General features: G+C 30.7%; 19 protein-coding genes and 1 pseudogene. 15 read left to right on the top strand and 5 right to left on the bottom strand.

All coding sequences use genetic code 11. The features are described 5' to 3' along the window. The first annotated feature begins 112 nt into the window (after window positions 1–112). Both J2X07_RS15675 and J2X07_RS15670 read left to right on the top strand, forming a co-directional pair. The gene (locus J2X07_RS15675) at window positions 113–511 is read left to right on the top strand and encodes an MOSC N-terminal beta barrel domain-containing protein (RefSeq protein WP_310260750.1); all 399 of its coding nucleotides are present in this window, start codon (window positions 113–115) and stop codon (window positions 509–511) included. Between the two features lie 3 nt (window positions 512–514). Further along, window positions 515–826: an MOSC domain-containing protein gene (locus J2X07_RS15670; RefSeq protein WP_310260747.1), complete on the top strand. Its 312-nt coding sequence runs from the start codon at window positions 515–517 to the stop codon at window positions 824–826. A 460-nt stretch (window positions 827–1,286) separates the two neighbouring features. Here the strand turns inward: J2X07_RS15670 and J2X07_RS15665 are convergent, their stop codons facing one another. Next, window positions 1,287–2,267, bottom strand: a complete 981-nt coding sequence (locus J2X07_RS15665) for an EcsC family protein (RefSeq protein WP_310260745.1) — start codon at window positions 2,265–2,267, stop codon at window positions 1,287–1,289. A 177-nt stretch (window positions 2,268–2,444) separates the two neighbouring features. Between J2X07_RS15665 and J2X07_RS15660 the strand changes: the two genes are divergently transcribed. From J2X07_RS15660 to J2X07_RS15645, 4 genes are all read left to right on the top strand, one after another. Further along, the gene (locus J2X07_RS15660) at window positions 2,445–3,044 is read left to right on the top strand and encodes a helix-turn-helix domain-containing protein (protein ID WP_310260742.1); all 600 of its coding nucleotides are present in this window, start codon (window positions 2,445–2,447) and stop codon (window positions 3,042–3,044) included. Window positions 3,045–3,697: 653 nt separating this feature from the next. Continuing rightward, the gene (locus tag J2X07_RS15655; RefSeq protein WP_310260740.1) at window positions 3,698–4,999 is read left to right on the top strand and encodes a replication-relaxation family protein; all 1,302 of its coding nucleotides are present in this window, start codon (window positions 3,698–3,700) and stop codon (window positions 4,997–4,999) included. Between the two features lie 395 nt (window positions 5,000–5,394). Next, on the top strand, window positions 5,395–6,210 hold the full coding sequence (locus tag J2X07_RS15650) for a GIY-YIG nuclease family protein (RefSeq protein WP_310260737.1): 816 nt from the start codon (window positions 5,395–5,397) through the stop codon (window positions 6,208–6,210). 412 nt (window positions 6,211–6,622) lie between these two features. Then, window positions 6,623–6,904, top strand: a complete 282-nt coding sequence (locus tag J2X07_RS15645; protein WP_310260734.1) for a hypothetical protein — start codon at window positions 6,623–6,625, stop codon at window positions 6,902–6,904. 707 nt (window positions 6,905–7,611) lie between these two features. Here J2X07_RS15645 and J2X07_RS15640 read toward each other — a convergent pair. Beyond that, on the bottom strand, window positions 7,612–7,998 hold the full coding sequence (locus tag J2X07_RS15640; protein ID WP_310260731.1) for a DUF6232 family protein: 387 nt from the start codon (window positions 7,996–7,998) through the stop codon (window positions 7,612–7,614). A 366-nt stretch (window positions 7,999–8,364) separates the two neighbouring features. On the opposite strand from J2X07_RS15640, the gene J2X07_RS15635 reads away from it, so the two are divergent. The 3 genes from J2X07_RS15635 to J2X07_RS15625 all read left to right on the top strand — a co-directional run bounded on the left by J2X07_RS15635 (window position 8,365) and on the right by J2X07_RS15625 (window position 9,453). Next, complete coding sequence (locus tag J2X07_RS15635) at window positions 8,365–8,664, top strand: hypothetical protein (RefSeq protein WP_310260729.1); 300 nt, start codon at window positions 8,365–8,367, stop codon at window positions 8,662–8,664. Between the two features lie 157 nt (window positions 8,665–8,821). Continuing rightward, window positions 8,822–9,277: a hypothetical protein gene (locus tag J2X07_RS15630; RefSeq protein WP_310260725.1), complete on the top strand. Its 456-nt coding sequence runs from the start codon at window positions 8,822–8,824 to the stop codon at window positions 9,275–9,277. After that, the gene (locus tag J2X07_RS15625; RefSeq protein WP_310260723.1) at window positions 9,274–9,453 is read left to right on the top strand and encodes a hypothetical protein; all 180 of its coding nucleotides are present in this window, start codon (window positions 9,274–9,276) and stop codon (window positions 9,451–9,453) included. Before J2X07_RS15630 ends, J2X07_RS15625 begins: the two co-directional genes overlap by 4 nt. Window positions 9,454–9,611: 158 nt before the next feature. Here the strand turns inward: J2X07_RS15625 and J2X07_RS15620 are convergent, their stop codons facing one another. From J2X07_RS15620 to J2X07_RS15610, 3 genes are all read right to left on the bottom strand, one after another. Continuing rightward, entirely contained in the window at window positions 9,612–10,097 is a 486-nt protein-coding gene (locus J2X07_RS15620) for a hypothetical protein (RefSeq protein WP_310260722.1), read from the bottom strand. A 102-nt stretch (window positions 10,098–10,199) separates the two neighbouring features. After that, window positions 10,200–10,442 carry a hypothetical protein gene (locus J2X07_RS15615; protein WP_310260719.1) on the bottom strand — a complete coding sequence of 81 codons (243 nt, stop codon included), beginning with the start codon at window positions 10,440–10,442 and terminating at the stop codon, window positions 10,200–10,202. After that, window positions 10,442–11,527, bottom strand: a complete 1,086-nt coding sequence (locus J2X07_RS15610) for a hypothetical protein (protein ID WP_310260716.1) — start codon at window positions 11,525–11,527, stop codon at window positions 10,442–10,444. The genes J2X07_RS15615 and J2X07_RS15610 overlap by 1 nt, the downstream gene beginning before the upstream one ends. Before the next feature lie 590 nt (window positions 11,528–12,117). Between J2X07_RS15610 and J2X07_RS15605 the strand changes: the two genes are divergently transcribed. The 6 genes and pseudogenes from J2X07_RS15605 to J2X07_RS15580 form a co-directional block, all read left to right on the top strand. Continuing rightward, entirely contained in the window at window positions 12,118–12,357 is a 240-nt protein-coding gene (locus J2X07_RS15605; RefSeq protein ID WP_310260713.1) for an NUMOD4 domain-containing protein, read from the top strand. Window positions 12,358–12,372: 15 nt separating this feature from the next. Further along, window positions 12,373–13,053 (top strand): hypothetical protein, encoded by a 681-nt coding sequence (locus J2X07_RS15600; RefSeq protein ID WP_310260710.1) that lies wholly within the window; start codon window positions 12,373–12,375, stop codon window positions 13,051–13,053. 30 nt (window positions 13,054–13,083) lie between these two features. Further along, window positions 13,084–14,073, top strand: a complete 990-nt coding sequence (locus J2X07_RS15595; RefSeq protein ID WP_310260707.1) for a hypothetical protein — start codon at window positions 13,084–13,086, stop codon at window positions 14,071–14,073. 138 nt (window positions 14,074–14,211) lie between these two features. Further along, the gene (locus J2X07_RS15590; protein ID WP_310260704.1) at window positions 14,212–15,546 is read left to right on the top strand and encodes a hypothetical protein; all 1,335 of its coding nucleotides are present in this window, start codon (window positions 14,212–14,214) and stop codon (window positions 15,544–15,546) included. Between the two features lie 45 nt (window positions 15,547–15,591). Then, the gene (locus tag J2X07_RS15585) at window positions 15,592–15,813 is read left to right on the top strand and encodes a hypothetical protein (protein WP_310260701.1); all 222 of its coding nucleotides are present in this window, start codon (window positions 15,592–15,594) and stop codon (window positions 15,811–15,813) included. Window positions 15,814–15,876: 63 nt separating this feature from the next. Continuing rightward, a pseudogene (locus tag J2X07_RS15580) lies at window positions 15,877–16,428 on the top strand (EcsC family protein); the annotation flags it as partial. Between the last annotated feature and the right edge of the window lie 60 nt (window positions 16,429–16,488).

Raw genomic sequence — 16,488 nt, 5'->3', positions numbered from 1 at the left:
GTACAGCGATGTTAGACTATTATTCAACTATCGGGTGCATTTCTTTAAGAAGGAAATGTGCTCATTTTTATTGAAGTGAAGAGCGATAAGGTATAAAACGGGGGTGGAAACATTGGATGGTAAAAATGATAGTATTGGTAAAGGGAAAGAAATCCGCCGATTCCCTGTAAAATCAATTTTAGGAGAGACATTAAAATCCATTTCAATTGATAGACGAGGACTCATTGGAGATCGCCTGTGGGCAATAGAAAATATGAATGGAAAGTTTGGCAGCGGTAAGACAACACGTCGTTTTCAACAGATGGAAGGTTTATTTAAATATAGAGCAAGATATAAGGATACTACTCCCATTATAACTATGCCTGACGGAACAGATTATCGAGGTGACGATAATACCATTAATAAGAAGTTGTCTGAGTTGCTCGGATCTAACGTAACTTTGGCAAAAGAAGAGTCAATATCACATTTTGATGAAGGTCCAGTAAGTATTATTACTACTTCTGCGTTATAGAAGGTGAGTCAGGAATTAGGGGAACTTGTTGACCCACGACGCTTTAGAGCAAACTTATTAATTGATACTGAATCGACGGGATGGATAGAAGATGATTGGGTGGATCAACTGATCCTAGTAGGTTCGTCAGTTATCCTAAAAGTTGTTGCTCCTCTTCAGAGATGTATAATGGTAAATAATCCTCAAGAGGAACTAAAACGGGATACAAGATTACTTCGATATTTGGTTAATAAGCATGAATCTACCTTTGGTGTATGGGCGAAGGTTGAACGTTTCGGTGAGATAAATCTTGGCGATAAGATATTCTTAAAATAAGGCAATTGGAGTTCAACAAAAAGGTCAACCAGAAATCTGGCTAACCTTATATTACGATCGGGTGCTTATCTGTAATTAGGTAAGTGTCTTTTTTATTAGAATAAAAGGATTGAGTTAAATTCTTGATTTTGAAATAATTGGTATTAAGCAATAGAGCAGGATTTTGGAATAGCAAGGTTTCTAAGGAGTATGTAAGTCCAAAAATGGACTGTTATTTCCGGTAGTTTTCTATATTGTGTGACCAAAATGTGACCAAATGTATAACCAAAATTCGGTGTGAAAAATGTTCTTGTTGACTGGAAACAGTAAGTTTTTAAGATGTGACGGTATGCGAAAATTTTTGATCAAAAAGTCATAATTACTATTGAAATATCCCAATGTGATTCCTTGATTGGACGGTAACTTAGAATTAATGAACAAAGGTGTACAGTTTTTTACTGGCCACCTTTGTTTTTTAAAATTAATTAAAAGCCAATCCGTTAGATTTTGATAATTCTTTTTCTTTGCGGATTAGTTCTCTTTGGTTTCCTATTTCTTCTGCTACTTGATTTTTTCCATAACGTTCTTCAAGAGTCTTTTTTCTAAAATAATTGTGAGCTGTTTGATGGGCAGATTCAAGAAAAAAGTTATTGACCATTCCATTTCCGATAGCACCAATTACAGGTATGAGCATGGCGAATTCCTTTTCCGTAAGGGAAATCCCGAGTCTCTGCGCGAGAGTGTGTAACAATTGGATGATTTTTGGTGCTTCATTTTTGCCAATCAAATCAAAGAGGTTGTCGTGATTTTTCTTGATGAAATCTGCTCCAAACCGCAGATTTTTTTGGTGGTTTACTTTATTTGAGAGATAGCCTCCATTTTCGTTACATTGAATAGGGGTCATCGCTTCAAGGATAAAATGAATATTAGAATTATCCTTAGATGAATATCCAAAGGAAGTAGAAATCAGGCTAATATGTTTAATTAATAACGTAAGGGTAGAACCTAGATCGGCAGTAACAACCAATGGGATAGCTAATGGTGCGACAAAACTTGCAGAAGCTAGACCGCCAAGCACTACACCTGCTCCGGTTGCAAGTACTTTATTAATGGTTTTAAACTGGTTGGCTACTTGATCGATATCTTTAAGGGGCAGGTTTTTAATTTCGCTTACGGAAGAAATTGAGATATCCTTTACTTTGTTGTAATTCATAAGGATTTTCTTTTCATTATGAAATTTGTTAACCCCCTTAATTGCCTTATAAAGACCTAATTGGATTCCATCATTAACAGCTTTTAACACTTCATCTGTCTTTTTTTCTGATATTTTTTTTGCTCCTTCAATTACAAAATCAACGGGTTTCCCTGTAATTTTAATCAAACGGTCGAACCAATATGGGTCTTCATAATGTTTGGCAATACCTTTGATTGCTTCCAGATCGTAAGTTTCAAATTTTGACATAAATAATTCCTCCACAATTTTTAGTATTTTGTTTTCAAATAGCTTTATATGTTATAATAAGTTGTGAATAAACAATGAAATAAACTTTATGTTTTAATTTAAACAAATTTACATAAATGTGTCAAATAATAAATTTATTTTTTGTTTTTATAAATTGATTAATAAAAGGTGATAGATATGAAAAAGGAAGAGTATTTAGAGTATTTAGGATCACATTTTGAACAAATAAGGAAATTATTTGGGTGGAGACAGGAAGATGCTGCTGTGAGAATGGGCATTAGCCGGTCTAAGGTAGTTGCAATTGAAACGGAGCCTACAAAGCTGACTAAAAGTGAGGCAACAAGTCTCTTTATTGCTTGCGATTACGAAGTTTATAAAGCTAGATTATCAATAAAAAGGATGAATAAAGAAAATTTTAAAAATAAAGCATCATTTATACTTAGTTCCACAGCTTTTATTTCCTCCCCTATATTCCTTTCAGCAGTAGTTGGAGTGTTGGCGAGGGCTAAGCCTTCACTTGTTGTAAAATTGATGCCAACTATTGGTTCTATTTTTGGAAGTATCTGGGCAACAGCCAGTGCTAGGAAAAAGAAAGAAAACCAAATTAATGAACTAACAAAAAAAGAAGTCCTCGACTACGAAAGCTTAAAAGCTGGAATGGAAAAAACAATTAAAGAAATCGAAAAAGAGTTACTCAAAATCTTTGCTCTTGAAAACTGGGACCGATTTGAATTCTATGAGAAAGTACATCCTGATTTAATACTTGAGGAAAAATAGGGGAAGAGGACTTTTCTATAATCCTAAAATGCTTGCCTTTAGAAGGTACCGATGGCTTTTTAATCTACCAGAACCATCCCAAGTTTACTATTCAATAGAAAATGAAATGTTAAAATTTTGCATGCTTTTTAAATTGCTAATTAATATGTAATTTTCAAGAATTTGCAGGGATATATTTGTATTGTTATCGTAATAAGTTAAGAGTGGAAGAAAAAGATCGACCTTGTAGTCAAAGGAATAAGCAGGTTAGCTATTGAGTGCGATGCCGACAAATGGCACGGTTTCTCCTAATTGCTCTCTTTTGTGGACTTTAAAATAACATTTATTTACTTTGTTAGTGATTTTTATAATAATCTCAAAAAGGTCTATCTGGCTAAATTATTTACTTGACTCTAATTGACAATAAAGTTATATTGAAATGGAAAAAATTAATAATTAACGGGAAAGACCCGAGCTACGCCTTTATATTAAGGCGTTAGTTCGGGTCTTTTTTCTTTTTTACGGAAGGAGACGCTCTAATGAATGAATAGCTTATAACTAAACTAGTTAATCTTGGGTAGTTAATCTCAGATTAACTACTTAAACCTTTAAAAATTAATACTTTCAGATATTTTTCCATAACAGACTATACCCCGATATTGAGGAGGAAATTCATGATTTTAACAAGCGGATCTATTGTAATTAAAAGAGATCACAACCGGAAAAAGCTAACACTAAGATACTATGATTTAAAACTGTTTAATAACTTATTAACCGAAAAATTATTAACTGAAAAACAATTATATCGGTATTATACAACTATCCATGGTAAACGAATTTCTTATCCGGGATTTTGGAAAAAGTTAGCTAAGTTTGAGGAGTACGGTTTAATTAAAAGTTATAAATATAAAGTTGGACAGAACGGTACGACTTTAAAATATTTTCGGCTAAGGCAATATGGATATGATCTAATAAAAAATATTAAAGTTGTTCCTAAGTATTATGAGAATGAAAAACTAAGCAACATCCCTAAAACTAATCTTGATCATCATTTTGGGACAAAAGAAGTGATTCTTAATAGTCTAATAGAATTTAAAGATCCTAACCCTATTCTTGAGGAGCCCCAGATTATCCCCTCAAGAATAGCTAGAGTCTTTCCAGCTGTTATCCCTGATGGTGTTATAAAATTGGGTGAAGCTACCCTATATATTGAATTTGACAGTGGATCCGAAGCGTTGAATGAATTAAAGGGAAAAGTGCTCCGGTACTTAGCTGAAGCAGACCATTATACAGAGGAAGAACGAAAAGAAGGGATATTAATCGCTCTTTTAGATAACTCAATCCCAAATAGAAAAGGAATAGAAGATCGTACAAATCGTATAAGAAACATAACAAAAGTAATATCCACTTTACCAGAAGTACTAAATAAAAATATACATATTTATGTTTTACCCATGTTTCTTGCTTCAAAAGGTGCATTGAGTTTTTTAGAAGAAGATAAGGATTATACAATAAGAAGAGATCTTTGTAAAATCTTGGATTTACTTAAACGAGGTAATTGTCATAATTCAATAGAGATTATTGAAGGAATGGATATCTTGACTAGTTATAATAAAAATTATAACTTTTCCCCGCAGCTAATTAATATCCATGAAAAAAATCAAAATACAATCTTCTTCACTATATTCCAGTATAAGGAGATAGGTAATATCATTGACTATGATAAGATAGTTCAACTCTCTGATGTAAGATGTTTAGAGCCAGGATGTACAGCTGAATTTCTTTACGTTGTTTATGAGGATGAAGAGACTATGCGAATGGATATCAAGATTACAGGAGCATTAAAAAAGGTTCGTTATATAACAGTGAAAACAACACATGATTTTGTAGAAAGACCATATATCTTCATGAGAGATACCAAAAACACGGTAAAAAAAGTTTACGATCAAAAGCAATGGCCAAATTTGTTATTTTGAAGTTTGGAGTATTTTAATAACGAGCAATTTTAAACAAAACAGTTCTCTCGTAAATATGATCCTAATAAAAGATTCAATAGAGTTATTGTCATTCGATGAGGTCAGAGAAAATCACCAATATAACCGGAATAAATATCCACATCTATAAACAATACAATATAGCGCAACATCGATTAAAACCTATCTTCAAAGTTCCATATAATCTATGGAAAATAGTCTATAACTATAAAAGTTTAAGAAGAATAAAGTGATGATATACCCTCACATTAATTTTGTGTTTTAAGGGAGATTCAGAACTAATATTAGTAATCAACAACTTATGGTTAATCTAAGAAGTAAAACTACTATTGAATCATTTATTGGTGATTAAATTATATAAAAAACGGGGGAATTCTATGCCTAAATGGATAGCGATTGATTCATATCGATTAAAAACATCATTGCAATTTAGAATACCGCTAAAATATCTTGAAGAAAATGGAATAAGTGAAGATACTTATTATTCTATGGAATTAAGGGAAGAAGAATTTTGGTTAAGAAAGTATTATCGAGAAAAAAAAGAAGGTATCATAATATATGTTATTGATGATGACTGCACAACACCATATGATAACCTCTACAATAAAAATATAAAAAAAATACTTGATCCGAACAGTTTTCAATCATTTAAAGAATATACATTTAATAGATATAAGAAATGGGAAGAGATTAGGGCTTTTGTCAAGGAAAACCTAAGATTTTTTGGTATTCATATGATAGACTCTAGAGAAAAACATCAATGGTCAATTGTAGACCTTACAAAAGAAGAAGTTTGTTCAAATTGTAGTAGGATAGTAAAAAACGGCGAATTAACGAATTATATATTTAATAAAGAAAATATAAAGGTTTGTGAGTACTGCCTATTCAGACTTGATAAACAAGTTAAAAAAGATTTAAGTGAAGTTGGCTATGTGTATTTTTTAAAAGAGGTTAATTCAGGAATTGTGAAAATTGGTAAAACAAAAAATTTACAAAATAGAATAACCTCTTTAATATCTATGCTTCCTTATAAATCTGAGTTAATCCACAGTATTCTAACACCAAATTACTCTAATTTAGAGAGTTATTTTCATAATTTATATTGTAAGAAAAAAGTAAAAGGAGAATGGTTCAACTTAGATCTAGATGATATTCATTTCATAATTAATTTTAATGAGGAGATTGTAAAATAAATAAATAAGTTTAAGTTCTTTTGCGATTAAATGGGAATATTTTTAGAAAACCGTCAATTCCTGGTCTCCCCAACGAGATTAGATAAAATTTTTAGCTCCAAGATGAAAACAGTTGGAAGTTTCAGTTACAGCAAATTTAAAGTTCTATACAAAAATGGAATAAATGTTATAATTTTTATACTTAAATAACCTTCTCCGGCATTCTCTCATAGCGCTAGGCGGCCTGGCTCTTCTACCATACTAGAGTTAGGTCTTTTGTTTAATCCTAAAAAGTTGAAGAACGGAAGATTTATATAAAAGTAATTGGAGAAGCAAATCAAGGAATGGTTGGATGATGTTCAAAAAATGATAATTAAATTGTTGAAATGTCGCCTCTGAAAAATTCTGATAGCCAGGAAAGGAGAGAATGAAAGTGCATAAAAAACGACCAAAATCAGGTGTTATTCATTTTAAGTCTCAACGAGAGATCAACGAGGAACGACATAATGTAACAAAAGCTAAATATAGAAAACTACAAGAAAATGTAGAAAAAATACTTAAAAAAAATTATGAGCTTTTGCATTCGGTAAAATCTGAAAGCGATTATACTGATCTGCTTACAAAAGAGGAGAGACAAAAGATTTTCGAGTTGAAACAGGAGATTGATCGTATATTTGCAGTTGCTAGAGAAAGGCATATAGCTAAGGGGAAATAGATTAGGGGACTGTAAAGGGTTAAGATGAAGGACATCTTAACAAAAGAGGTACTTATTGAATTACTCGAGATTGACATAATCTATGCTAAAGCGAAAGAACAATACCTGCAGACGTATTAAAGTGTAAAAGTTTTATCTTCTCATCATCAAAACAATAAAAGACTCGGAATCTATGATCCAGAGTCTTTTAACCTTACGATAGCCACATAGCAGCCACCGCAATTCTTGCAGGTGGCTTTATTATATATCAAAAGAAGTTTCAATGGTGTCTTTTTTAGACAACTCGTTTTTTAATAGAGGTTTGAATTTATTTCAAATAAAGAATAGCTGAGGTTTTCATCGATTATAGCAAAATCTCGTTTCTTTAATTTGGGGTACTCCGTCAATTTAATCTCCCTTAGGTAACCATAGCTTAAGTTACTTGTGATCAATGTCCATTTGTTAGTAGAGAGCATACCATCAGAATATTTTTTAATTCTATCTTCCATATGTTCATAAGATTTAACTTGTATGAAATATTCTTCAGTTATTTGTCATCAATCGTATGTAGAACAAAGTACTTCATTTAATAGCCTCCGTTATTTGTTAAATTTATTATTCTCTTTAATTATATTAACCTAGAAAAGGTAAGGTGTAATTTGTAATTAGTTATATTAACTTGTAGTTAGTGGTACTTACAATCAGCAACATAAGATCTGCTTTTCCCCTCAACCTCTAAACAAAATCACATCATTTATTGCTTTAAATACACTAGTTAGATCTTGAACCTCACTATCATCTATAAACTCCTTTTCTCCTGAACTCAATTCGATTATGACTGCTTCTTTTCGTTTTTTTGTCCATTTTAAAAGAACCATTATTCCACCCAATACTGTAAAGAGCCACCCTATAGCATTTATATTCGGAAATGGTGATACTAGAGCCATTAATAATCCAACTATCGTAATCACGATAAAGAACCACGGAGTTGAAACATCTTCTTTATCTAACTCTACTGAACAAACAGCACCCATCACTATTGTTTTATTCTTCAGTACTAACCTTGTACTACTTATCAAAATATTCTCATTCTCTAAAAACTTATGCTCTTCCATGTTCAACCTCATTCTCACAATCCAATATATTCTCTAATCTTTTTCCTATTTCGCCACCTGTTTCTTAAAAACCTTTTATTTCTCTTTTTCTTAATTTAAAGAAACGTAAGGATACAGAGCGGCTTATATAAAAGCTAAACAAATATCGTAGGAATTCCTGAATGTGTTCTATCCTCGGTCAGGAGTCAAATAACTTAAGAGAACATTTAGATATTGAACATTGTTCTTTATAAAATAATCATTTAGTTTCCTAACGAGTTAATTAAGAAGAAACTCGTTTTTTGTCGGTTGTTGTAATGGTAAATATTTACAATAGATAAAAAGGCATGTATAATTTAGTTATCTAGTAAAAAAGGAGATGAAAATATGGAGAAAAAGGAATTTAATCAAGAGTTACTTTTAGAGTTACAAGAAGATTTGAAGATGATTAAATCACTTCTAAGTAAGTATGAACATCTATTAGAAGGTATTATGGTTAATAAAAAACTGAGGGTATATGAGGTTCTAACTTTCGATGAAAAAGTAAAACTTGCTGAATTAGAATTGGAATTATTAACGGCACATTCTAAAAAGGAGGCTACACTTATTAAAAAAGAAATTGACTTACTTTTAGAGACAGCAAATCTACGGTATATGAAGTCAAGGGGTAATTCCAGTAATGGTTAGGTTAGTTTGGAATTCAGAAATCAAAATGAAGAAAACATGCCGGAATAGCTGCGAATTATATGATTTGATAACAGAAGGGTGTTCGATTAAAAGACGTGTAAATATTGATGATCCTAACACTCTAAGTTGCTGTAATCTATTCCTCTGTAGAGAGTACATGAGAAATTTAGCAACTCAACAAGAACCTATTTATGAGTGGAAACCAGAGAGTGATAATCAAATCGTAGGTGATAAATACAAAAACGAAAAAAACTCCTTGTACCCACTCCAGTCAGATCGGCCTTTACAGAGAAATGATGCAGTTTGGTTTATCTCACCATGTAAAAGTTATGGATGTTGGATTTTAAATAAATCAAAAAAGAAATTTGTAGTGGTTTCAAATCATACGAATATACCGGAGCAGGGATGGAGTGAGAATGTCTACAAATCTCCTTACCCATTACATAATCATAATTCGCCATTAGCAGCAGCATCAAGACTAGCATGGTACGTGGATGAAGAAGGTTTTGGTCAATATGTAATGTTGATTAATGGAGAAATAGCTACTTTTACTTCTAAGAAACCAAAGAATTGGAGGATGTTAAAATGTAGAAAGGAGGAAGAGAAATCATGATAGCATTATTAATAGGTCTCTATTTTGTTACTTTACTTTTAAGTAGTGATGATGGTGACGGTGCAGGTTGCTTAAGTACAATCTTTTTTATTGCATGTATCTATGGGGCAATTCATCTAGCTTATTACATTTTAGGAGATAAAATGTTTAGTTGGTTTACTTTAATCACCCGATAATAAAGTAATAGAATGGTAAGCATAAATTAAAAACTAACAACCAGAGGTGAAATCATTAAATATGTTATATAAGATATATAAGATATATAAAATTAATTACTATCAGAAGTAAAAAAGGAAAGAATCGTATATGAATTCTTTCCTTTTTATGTAGAAAATTACTTATCGAAAATACCTTCAATTTTAGTTAGTAAGTTTTGATCCGCCTCAAATGTAATACTACCTTCTTTAAATATCCAACCTCTAATAATTCCTAGTTTATCTAGTCCTTTATTAAGCTTGTGAACCCTTTCTACGATTCTTGGTATATATGGATTGGCCATAATGAATATCTTTTCATATGGAGAGGAAATTGATTGTTGAAATCTCATAATCTGTGAAATATGTTCTGAAAGATGGTTATCTATTTGTGAACTATCAAAAACAAGATCAGTACCCTTATTTTTAAATGCTTGATTACCCCGTGACTCAATGAAAAGTTCAACTTTACCTCTAACCGCTCGAATATCCATTTCGGAATGATCATGGCCACGTCTAATAGAAAATCCATTTGCAGATAGATAAGTACAAAGAGCTTCATTTATATCATCTGGTGTCATAACAATCGGATCTGGACTTTTTAAAGCTTGATTTGATTTTGGCATTATTTCATCCCCTTTTCTAACATGGAACCTATTCTCCATTGATTCCATTGATTCTTCTTTTCAGACCTACCTGGTACAACACAATAATCATGAATGATTGTTTCATCCCCAATATACTCTATAAGGAGCAACTCCTAAAATCAATTCAATATCTTTCTCATTATCCGGTCGATATCTTTTACGGATAAACACGTTTTCCTTATTAAAGATAAAATGTTTTGATTCATTTGGAATCATATATTGTAAGAAGGGTTTAGCAAGTTTACAATTATTTAATGAGAGTGTATTTAATAAAATATTTGTGTAATGATCCTCTTCTTGATCTTGATATTGAAAAATATTCATTATTTTACCACTGTCTTTTGATCAAAGTTCAATTGTAGCATAGTGAAGACTTCTTGAATTTGTTTCATAATATCATTGAGTAATACTGATTTTTCAGTACCTGTTTTTAAGAAAATTGGAATGTAGGGAGTACCATCGACAATATATAGCCGTCTTGGAGTTTCAATTTGTAAGGTACTAAGTGCTAATTTCACTTTGTTTAAATGAATAGGGCTTCGCCATTCTTTACCATAGATTTCTAACCAAATAGGTGTATTATATAAATCTCCCCATGCGATATTATTGAAAACTAGAGAAGCATAAAAGTCATTACACTTAAAGAACCTACCATAATGATATGGACCATAAGTCGTTCTTAATTTGCCATTTTCATTAGAGAAATAGTTTTCTGCTATGCCTTTGTAAATAATTTCATCAACAAGATCTGAAAAGTTATTATTTCTTCTTGCTATCATCGGTGAAATTTCTTCTGATTGAATCGGGAAGAAAGCATCGTTGTCCAGTTCGTTACATAAACCTTTCAACTGCAATAAATCCCCTTTAAATGCTTCATCCCTTTGTAATTCCATTTCAATCAACATTAAGTTAAGCAGACTGTCCCAACTTATTATTGCTAACATTTTTGCAGGTGAGATTTCAGCTGAAAAGATATTGTCTTGAATCTTTATATTCTGATAATCAAAACCATTTTCTCCAAGTCTAAATAGTAGTTCACCCCAGATACTCTCCATTCTTAGATGAGGGACTAAAAAGAGGAGTAGTGAAGGTTGATTTTCAGATAATCGCTTTAAATAGGTAACGGGTTGATTTTCAGTGAGTCCAGCCCAAAATTTAGCCTCAATAATTTGTACTGATTCCTGATTATAATCAAATCCCACTACATCAGGGATTGCAGCATCCTCTCCGTAAACTTGACTATGATAGATTAATTGAGGATTGATATCCGGTTGTATGATTGAATTTAATTTTGTTAATGCGGATCTTGCAGCTGTGCTATTTTCTAAAATATAGGTTAGAGCTTCAGTAGCTAGATTTTCTGTCTGAGTACTAAAATTTTTACCTAAGAACCCAAGTAAACTTTTCATATTATCCTCCTAGTCATCTTGAAATGTAAGTTAATTATATACAAAAATAGTTTATATTGGATATGTATCTATATATTTCTACATTGCTAAAAAAGTTAGATTTATACATTCTAAAATTTGTAAATAAAATGACGATATTAAAGATACACCTAACAATAAAATATATTCGATCAGGTGGATTTATTTGGCCTACTTGTGGAAAAAGAGTGGAGAAAGTTACTGCAAGATGAGTTATTCTTAGCCAAAGTAGAACTTGAAGTTTTAAAATCTATTAACCCTGAAGTATTTAATAAACTATATGAATTTTGAGTAGGATGTTTGTTACATAAAAGTTTGGAGTCAAAAAAAAGCTATGTATGTAAGGTAAGTCTAACTTGAAAATGACAAATTACTACTGTCTGAAATATCACAATTAAAAGAATTGATTATCAATATAAGAGATTAATTTCTCAGAGACATTGTTTAAAGGTATATAAAAATATATCTGAAATTTTGCTGAAACTTGTTTGAGACACAAAATTATTTAACACATTCCAAACCGGAATGTTTTTTAAATAGGATAGCTATTATGAGAAGGAGAGAAAAGTCTTATGAACGAAGAAAGACGTAGCATAAAAGGGTTTGAAGTACAGTATGACATTACAAGAACAGGAAGAATTATTTCTAAAAAAACGAAAAAAGCACGGCACAAAAACGGCGATGAATATGGATATATTTATGTTCATCTACATAAGAAAGGCTCACGGGAACTGCATAAAACCTTTGAACTTTGGAAAAACGCATTTCCTGAGTTAAGTGATAACGAATATAAAGGACTAAAAGCTCGATAAATAAAGAGGTGATATATGGGAGCAATAGCATCAAGGTCTTATTTATCTTTAACACACTTATTAAGTGCTGATTTATTTGTATATGAGGCTATGAAACTAGAATCTAGTATTATTAAACCGAAAAATAGAATTTTAGGGCTTGTGTATATTGAACGAGAATATTCTTTACATAGATCATATATTATAGCATCTGTATTTTCTTCCGTAGCTTTTTTAGAAGCGACAATAAATGAAATTTATCAAGATGTCTATGAAGGAGGAGAGACTGGTTATACTTCTTCATTTAATGTAGAACAAAAAAATTCTATTAAAGATTATTGGGAAGAAAACACAAAGAAAAGAAGAATGATGATAGATAAGTATAACCAATTATTGATGTTGACCACTGGAAAACCCTTAAATAAAGGAAAAGAACCTTCTCAAAGTTTAAAAATCATTTTAGATATTAGAAATGAAATGACACATTATACGCCAAATTGGGTTTCACATACAGAAAATCATAAATATGAAAGTCTAATAGGGAAATTCGAAAGAAATAAGCATTCCTATCACGAAGATCCATTTTTTCCTGATCAATTATTAAGTGCGGATTTTGGAAAGTGGGTACTAACTACCTGTAAGAAATTTGCTGATGAATTTTTTCTTGATACAAAAATTGAACCGACTTATCAATCTCTAAAATTAAGATCTATTTGAACCTAAGGACTATGAAAGGCGGTACCAAAATTGTTATATAAACTAGAACAAAAAAACCATACCCTAGAACGACTTCCAGGAAAACATTTGAAAAGTATTAATTGGAAAGAAGAAGATTTACAAATACTTATATACAAAAATTTAGAAAAGCTTTTACAGGATGAAGATTTATTGTTGATTGCTCAATCAAGAAATTGGCAAGAAGAACCAGATATAATGGCTCTTGATCAGAATGGAGATCTATATATATTCGAACTAAAAGCATGGGAATCAAAAGACCATAATCTTTTACAAGTTTTGAGGTATGGACAAATTTTTGGACAATATAATTATCAGGCTTTAAATCAGCTCTATTTGAAACATTTTCCTGGTAACAAAAGTTTAGTAGAGGTTATTAATAATAAATACGATGTTAACCTTGAAGAAGATCAAATTAATCAAAAACAACATTTTGTTATTATTACAAACGGTCTGGATTTGAAGACAAGAGAGGCAGTACTTTATTGGAGAACCCAAGGGCTAGACACTCAGAGCTGGATTTATCGGATATATGAAGTAAAGGGCGATATTTTACTAGAATTTGATACGTTCGAAATAAATGAAAACCCTTATTCCGACATTGAAGAAGGTTATTATATCCTAAATACAAACTATAATAATAACCCTTCTACTCATAAGGATATGATACAGAAAAAGAAAGCTGCAGCATATTTCGATCCTTGGAAGAGAAATATAACAAAGTTAAAGAAGGGGAATTATGTTTTTCTCTATCAGTCTGGTAAAGGAATTGTAGCTTTTGGAATTTCAAATGGTAAGTTAGAGAAAAATACATACGAAAATGAACCAGATGAAGAATACAATGTAGGACTAAATTCTTTTAAGGAACTTTCAAGTCCCTTATCAGCTAAAGAAATAAAAAGTATTACAGGAATTAATTATAGATTTATGTCCACTATGTTTGGAATAGATATAGAATCAGCTAAGAAAGTTATAGAACATATAAAAGAAAATAATCTGTAAGTAGCTTTTAAAAAAAACAAATCATTCAATAATTTGATAACTTTGTTGTGTATCCCATTATATTGCATTTAGACATCTATTAATTTAAAAAATTGTATTTGTATGCTTGAGCTATATTAATGTTTAGAGGTGTATAATTTGTCTGAAATGAAATTTGTTAAAGTTTCTAAACCTTCAATAAGTGATTTTATTAGAGCAGCTAGGTATAGAATTTTATTTATAAAACCAGCTTTTTATAGGTGGGAAATCGAAGAACTATTATCTTCAATACAAAAAAATAATATAAATAAGTGTGAACTATACTTTGAAAAAGGAGATGAATCAATTAGGTTTGGATTAGGTGATACAGAGGCACTAAATTTAATAATTAAAACGAAAGATAAGTTCAACGTACAAACGGTAAATCGTATAAAACTATCCATTTTAGTAGTTGATAACAATTGTTTAATTTATTCACCAAACATTGCTCAATTAGATGATGAAAGTGACCTTGATTTCCCTAGTGGGTTTTACGGAGATGAAAGTTTAGTAAAAAAGATCTTATTGGAATTGCCTGGTAATGATGTTGATATATCCACCAATATAAAAGAAATAAACAATCCGTTTGGAGAAATTAGAAATTTCCAACCACAAGGCGAGCAATTAATAAATGAACAATTAAGTAATACCTTAAGTAAGTTAGAAAATTATCCTCCTATTGATCCGAAAAAACTAAAAAAAATAAATCTTTACAGAAATAATTTTAAAATATTAAAGAAACAGTTGCTCGGAATAAAAATAAAGAATAAAAAACTTAATATAAATTCATTTCTCAAACTACTTGAATCCAAAAACGAAAGATTATTGAGTAGTTGGAATATTTTTTCAAATGAGGATATAAACAAGTTTCAAAATATGTATCACTTTGAGAAAGAATTACAACTTATAGATAATGAATTTATTATTGATATTGGAAGATTTGGATCGTTAATTAAAACACAACAAATAAAAGACTACGAAGAAAGAATAAATAAACTTAAAGATGAGTTTATAAATTTTATGAAGGGCAAATTTGAGGGTGAAAATCGTTTTTTTAAATACATTGATAATCAGAATAAACATAATTACACCTTAAATCAGGTATTAAATAATTCAAGAAACGAATTAATTTATTATCTAGAATCTATTTCCATTGATGATAAAACGTTCTTAAATAGACTATTAGAAGAAGATCGATTTTTAAAACGGGAATTAGAAGAAGAAAGAATTACTTTAAGGGAAGTTTATAATAATTATATTAAAAGTTTCGTTGATAATAGATTGAAATTTCCTAACAAAGATGAAATGTTGGGAAAAATTGATATAAAATTTGATTTATATGACATCTCAGATGAATTATTGAATAGCAATGAGGATTTTAAAAAGTATCTTGGAAGAATTGATCTAGTCGAATTAAGAAATTATGAAGAAGGTTACCAGCTAGTAAAAGAATAGGTAAAACACAAAAATAATATTAAATATTTAGGAGTGAATTGAGTAATGGAAACACCATTTAATGAAAATCCTATTTCCATTTATGAAGAAGCGCAAATAGAATTAATAAAAAAATGGAAGAATGAGGAACCTAGTGTAATAAATCAGGCATTTGGAAATGCTATAAAACCTATTGCTTGGGTTGTAGAAAAAGTAATTCCTGAAAAATCAATTCAAGGACTTTTAGCAGGAGCTAATGAAGTTGGAAGATTGAGCAGATTCAAATGATATTCTTAGGGATGCTAATGTCTCTAAATTAAAGGATCTAAGATATAAAGACTTAAAAATGTCAGATCAATTAGCTATGAAATTCACAACTGGGCAATAGGGTTATCAACAGCAGAGGGGGGGATTACTGGGTTTTTTGGTTTGCCAGGAACTGTAGTTGATATTCCTACAACTATAACTTTTGCATTAAGGACAATACATAAAATCGGATTGTGTTATGGCTACGAATGTAAAACTGAAGATGAAAAAAGTTTTGTCTTAGGAATTTTGGCTGCATCGGGTGCAAATAGTGTAGAAGAAAAAACAGCAGCAATTCTTGCTTTAAAATCCATTCAAAATACAATTGCAAAACAAACTTGGAAAAAAATGGCTGAGAAAGCAGCTCAACAACCATTTGGTAAAGAAGCTGCGATATTAGCCATAAAAAATCTTGCTAAACAACTAGGAATAAATATCTCCAAGCGTAAAGCTCTACAAGCCATCCCCATTATTGGAGCTTTAGTAGGAGCTTCAGCAAATGCTTGGTATATTAAAGATGTTGGTTGGGCAGCAAGGAGAGCATTTCAAGAAAGATGGTTATTTGAAAATGGAAAAATTATTAATATTAATGAATAAGATGGTTTGAACATTTGGTAACAATATAATAAACAATAACAATTATAATAATCATCTCTT

Origin of the sequence: Fictibacillus barbaricus, from assembly GCF_031457135.1 — a bacterium.
In the GTDB taxonomy this organism is placed as follows: Bacteria; Bacillota; Bacilli; order Bacillales; family Fictibacillaceae; genus Fictibacillus; species Fictibacillus barbaricus_A.
Note: the sequence above shows the minus strand (reverse complement) of the source record. Positions and strands in the feature narration are given on the sequence as shown.

What these genes read in the sequence shown, in the direction of transcription:
- J2X07_RS15660 (WP_310260742.1), top strand. Translation starts at nt 2,445, where the DNA reads ATGAAAAAGGAAGAGTATTTAGAGTATTTAGGATCACATTTTGAACAA.
- J2X07_RS15640 (WP_310260731.1), bottom strand. Translation starts at nt 7,998, where the DNA reads ATGGAAGAGCATAAGTTTTTAGAGAATGAGAATATTTTGATAAGTAGT.
- J2X07_RS15625 (WP_310260723.1), top strand. Translation starts at nt 9,274, where the DNA reads ATGATAGCATTATTAATAGGTCTCTATTTTGTTACTTTACTTTTAAGT.
- J2X07_RS15615 (WP_310260719.1), bottom strand. Translation starts at nt 10,442, where the DNA reads ATGAATATTTTTCAATATCAAGATCAAGAAGAGGATCATTACACAAAT.
- J2X07_RS15655 (WP_310260740.1), top strand. Translation starts at nt 3,698, where the DNA reads ATGATTTTAACAAGCGGATCTATTGTAATTAAAAGAGATCACAACCGG.
- J2X07_RS15650 (WP_310260737.1), top strand. Translation starts at nt 5,395, where the DNA reads ATGCCTAAATGGATAGCGATTGATTCATATCGATTAAAAACATCATTG.
- J2X07_RS15630 (WP_310260725.1), top strand. Translation starts at nt 8,822, where the DNA reads ATGAGAAATTTAGCAACTCAACAAGAACCTATTTATGAGTGGAAACCA.
- J2X07_RS15620 (WP_310260722.1), bottom strand. Translation starts at nt 10,097, where the DNA reads ATGCCAAAATCAAATCAAGCTTTAAAAAGTCCAGATCCGATTGTTATG.
- J2X07_RS15605 (WP_310260713.1), top strand. Translation starts at nt 12,118, where the DNA reads ATGAACGAAGAAAGACGTAGCATAAAAGGGTTTGAAGTACAGTATGAC.
- J2X07_RS15585 (WP_310260701.1), top strand. Translation starts at nt 15,592, where the DNA reads ATGGAAACACCATTTAATGAAAATCCTATTTCCATTTATGAAGAAGCG.
- J2X07_RS15635 (WP_310260729.1), top strand. Translation starts at nt 8,365, where the DNA reads ATGGAGAAAAAGGAATTTAATCAAGAGTTACTTTTAGAGTTACAAGAA.
- J2X07_RS15610 (WP_310260716.1), bottom strand. Translation starts at nt 11,527, where the DNA reads ATGAAAAGTTTACTTGGGTTCTTAGGTAAAAATTTTAGTACTCAGACA.
- J2X07_RS15665 (WP_310260745.1), bottom strand. Translation starts at nt 2,267, where the DNA reads ATGTCAAAATTTGAAACTTACGATCTGGAAGCAATCAAAGGTATTGCC.
- J2X07_RS15600 (WP_310260710.1), top strand. Translation starts at nt 12,373, where the DNA reads ATGGGAGCAATAGCATCAAGGTCTTATTTATCTTTAACACACTTATTA.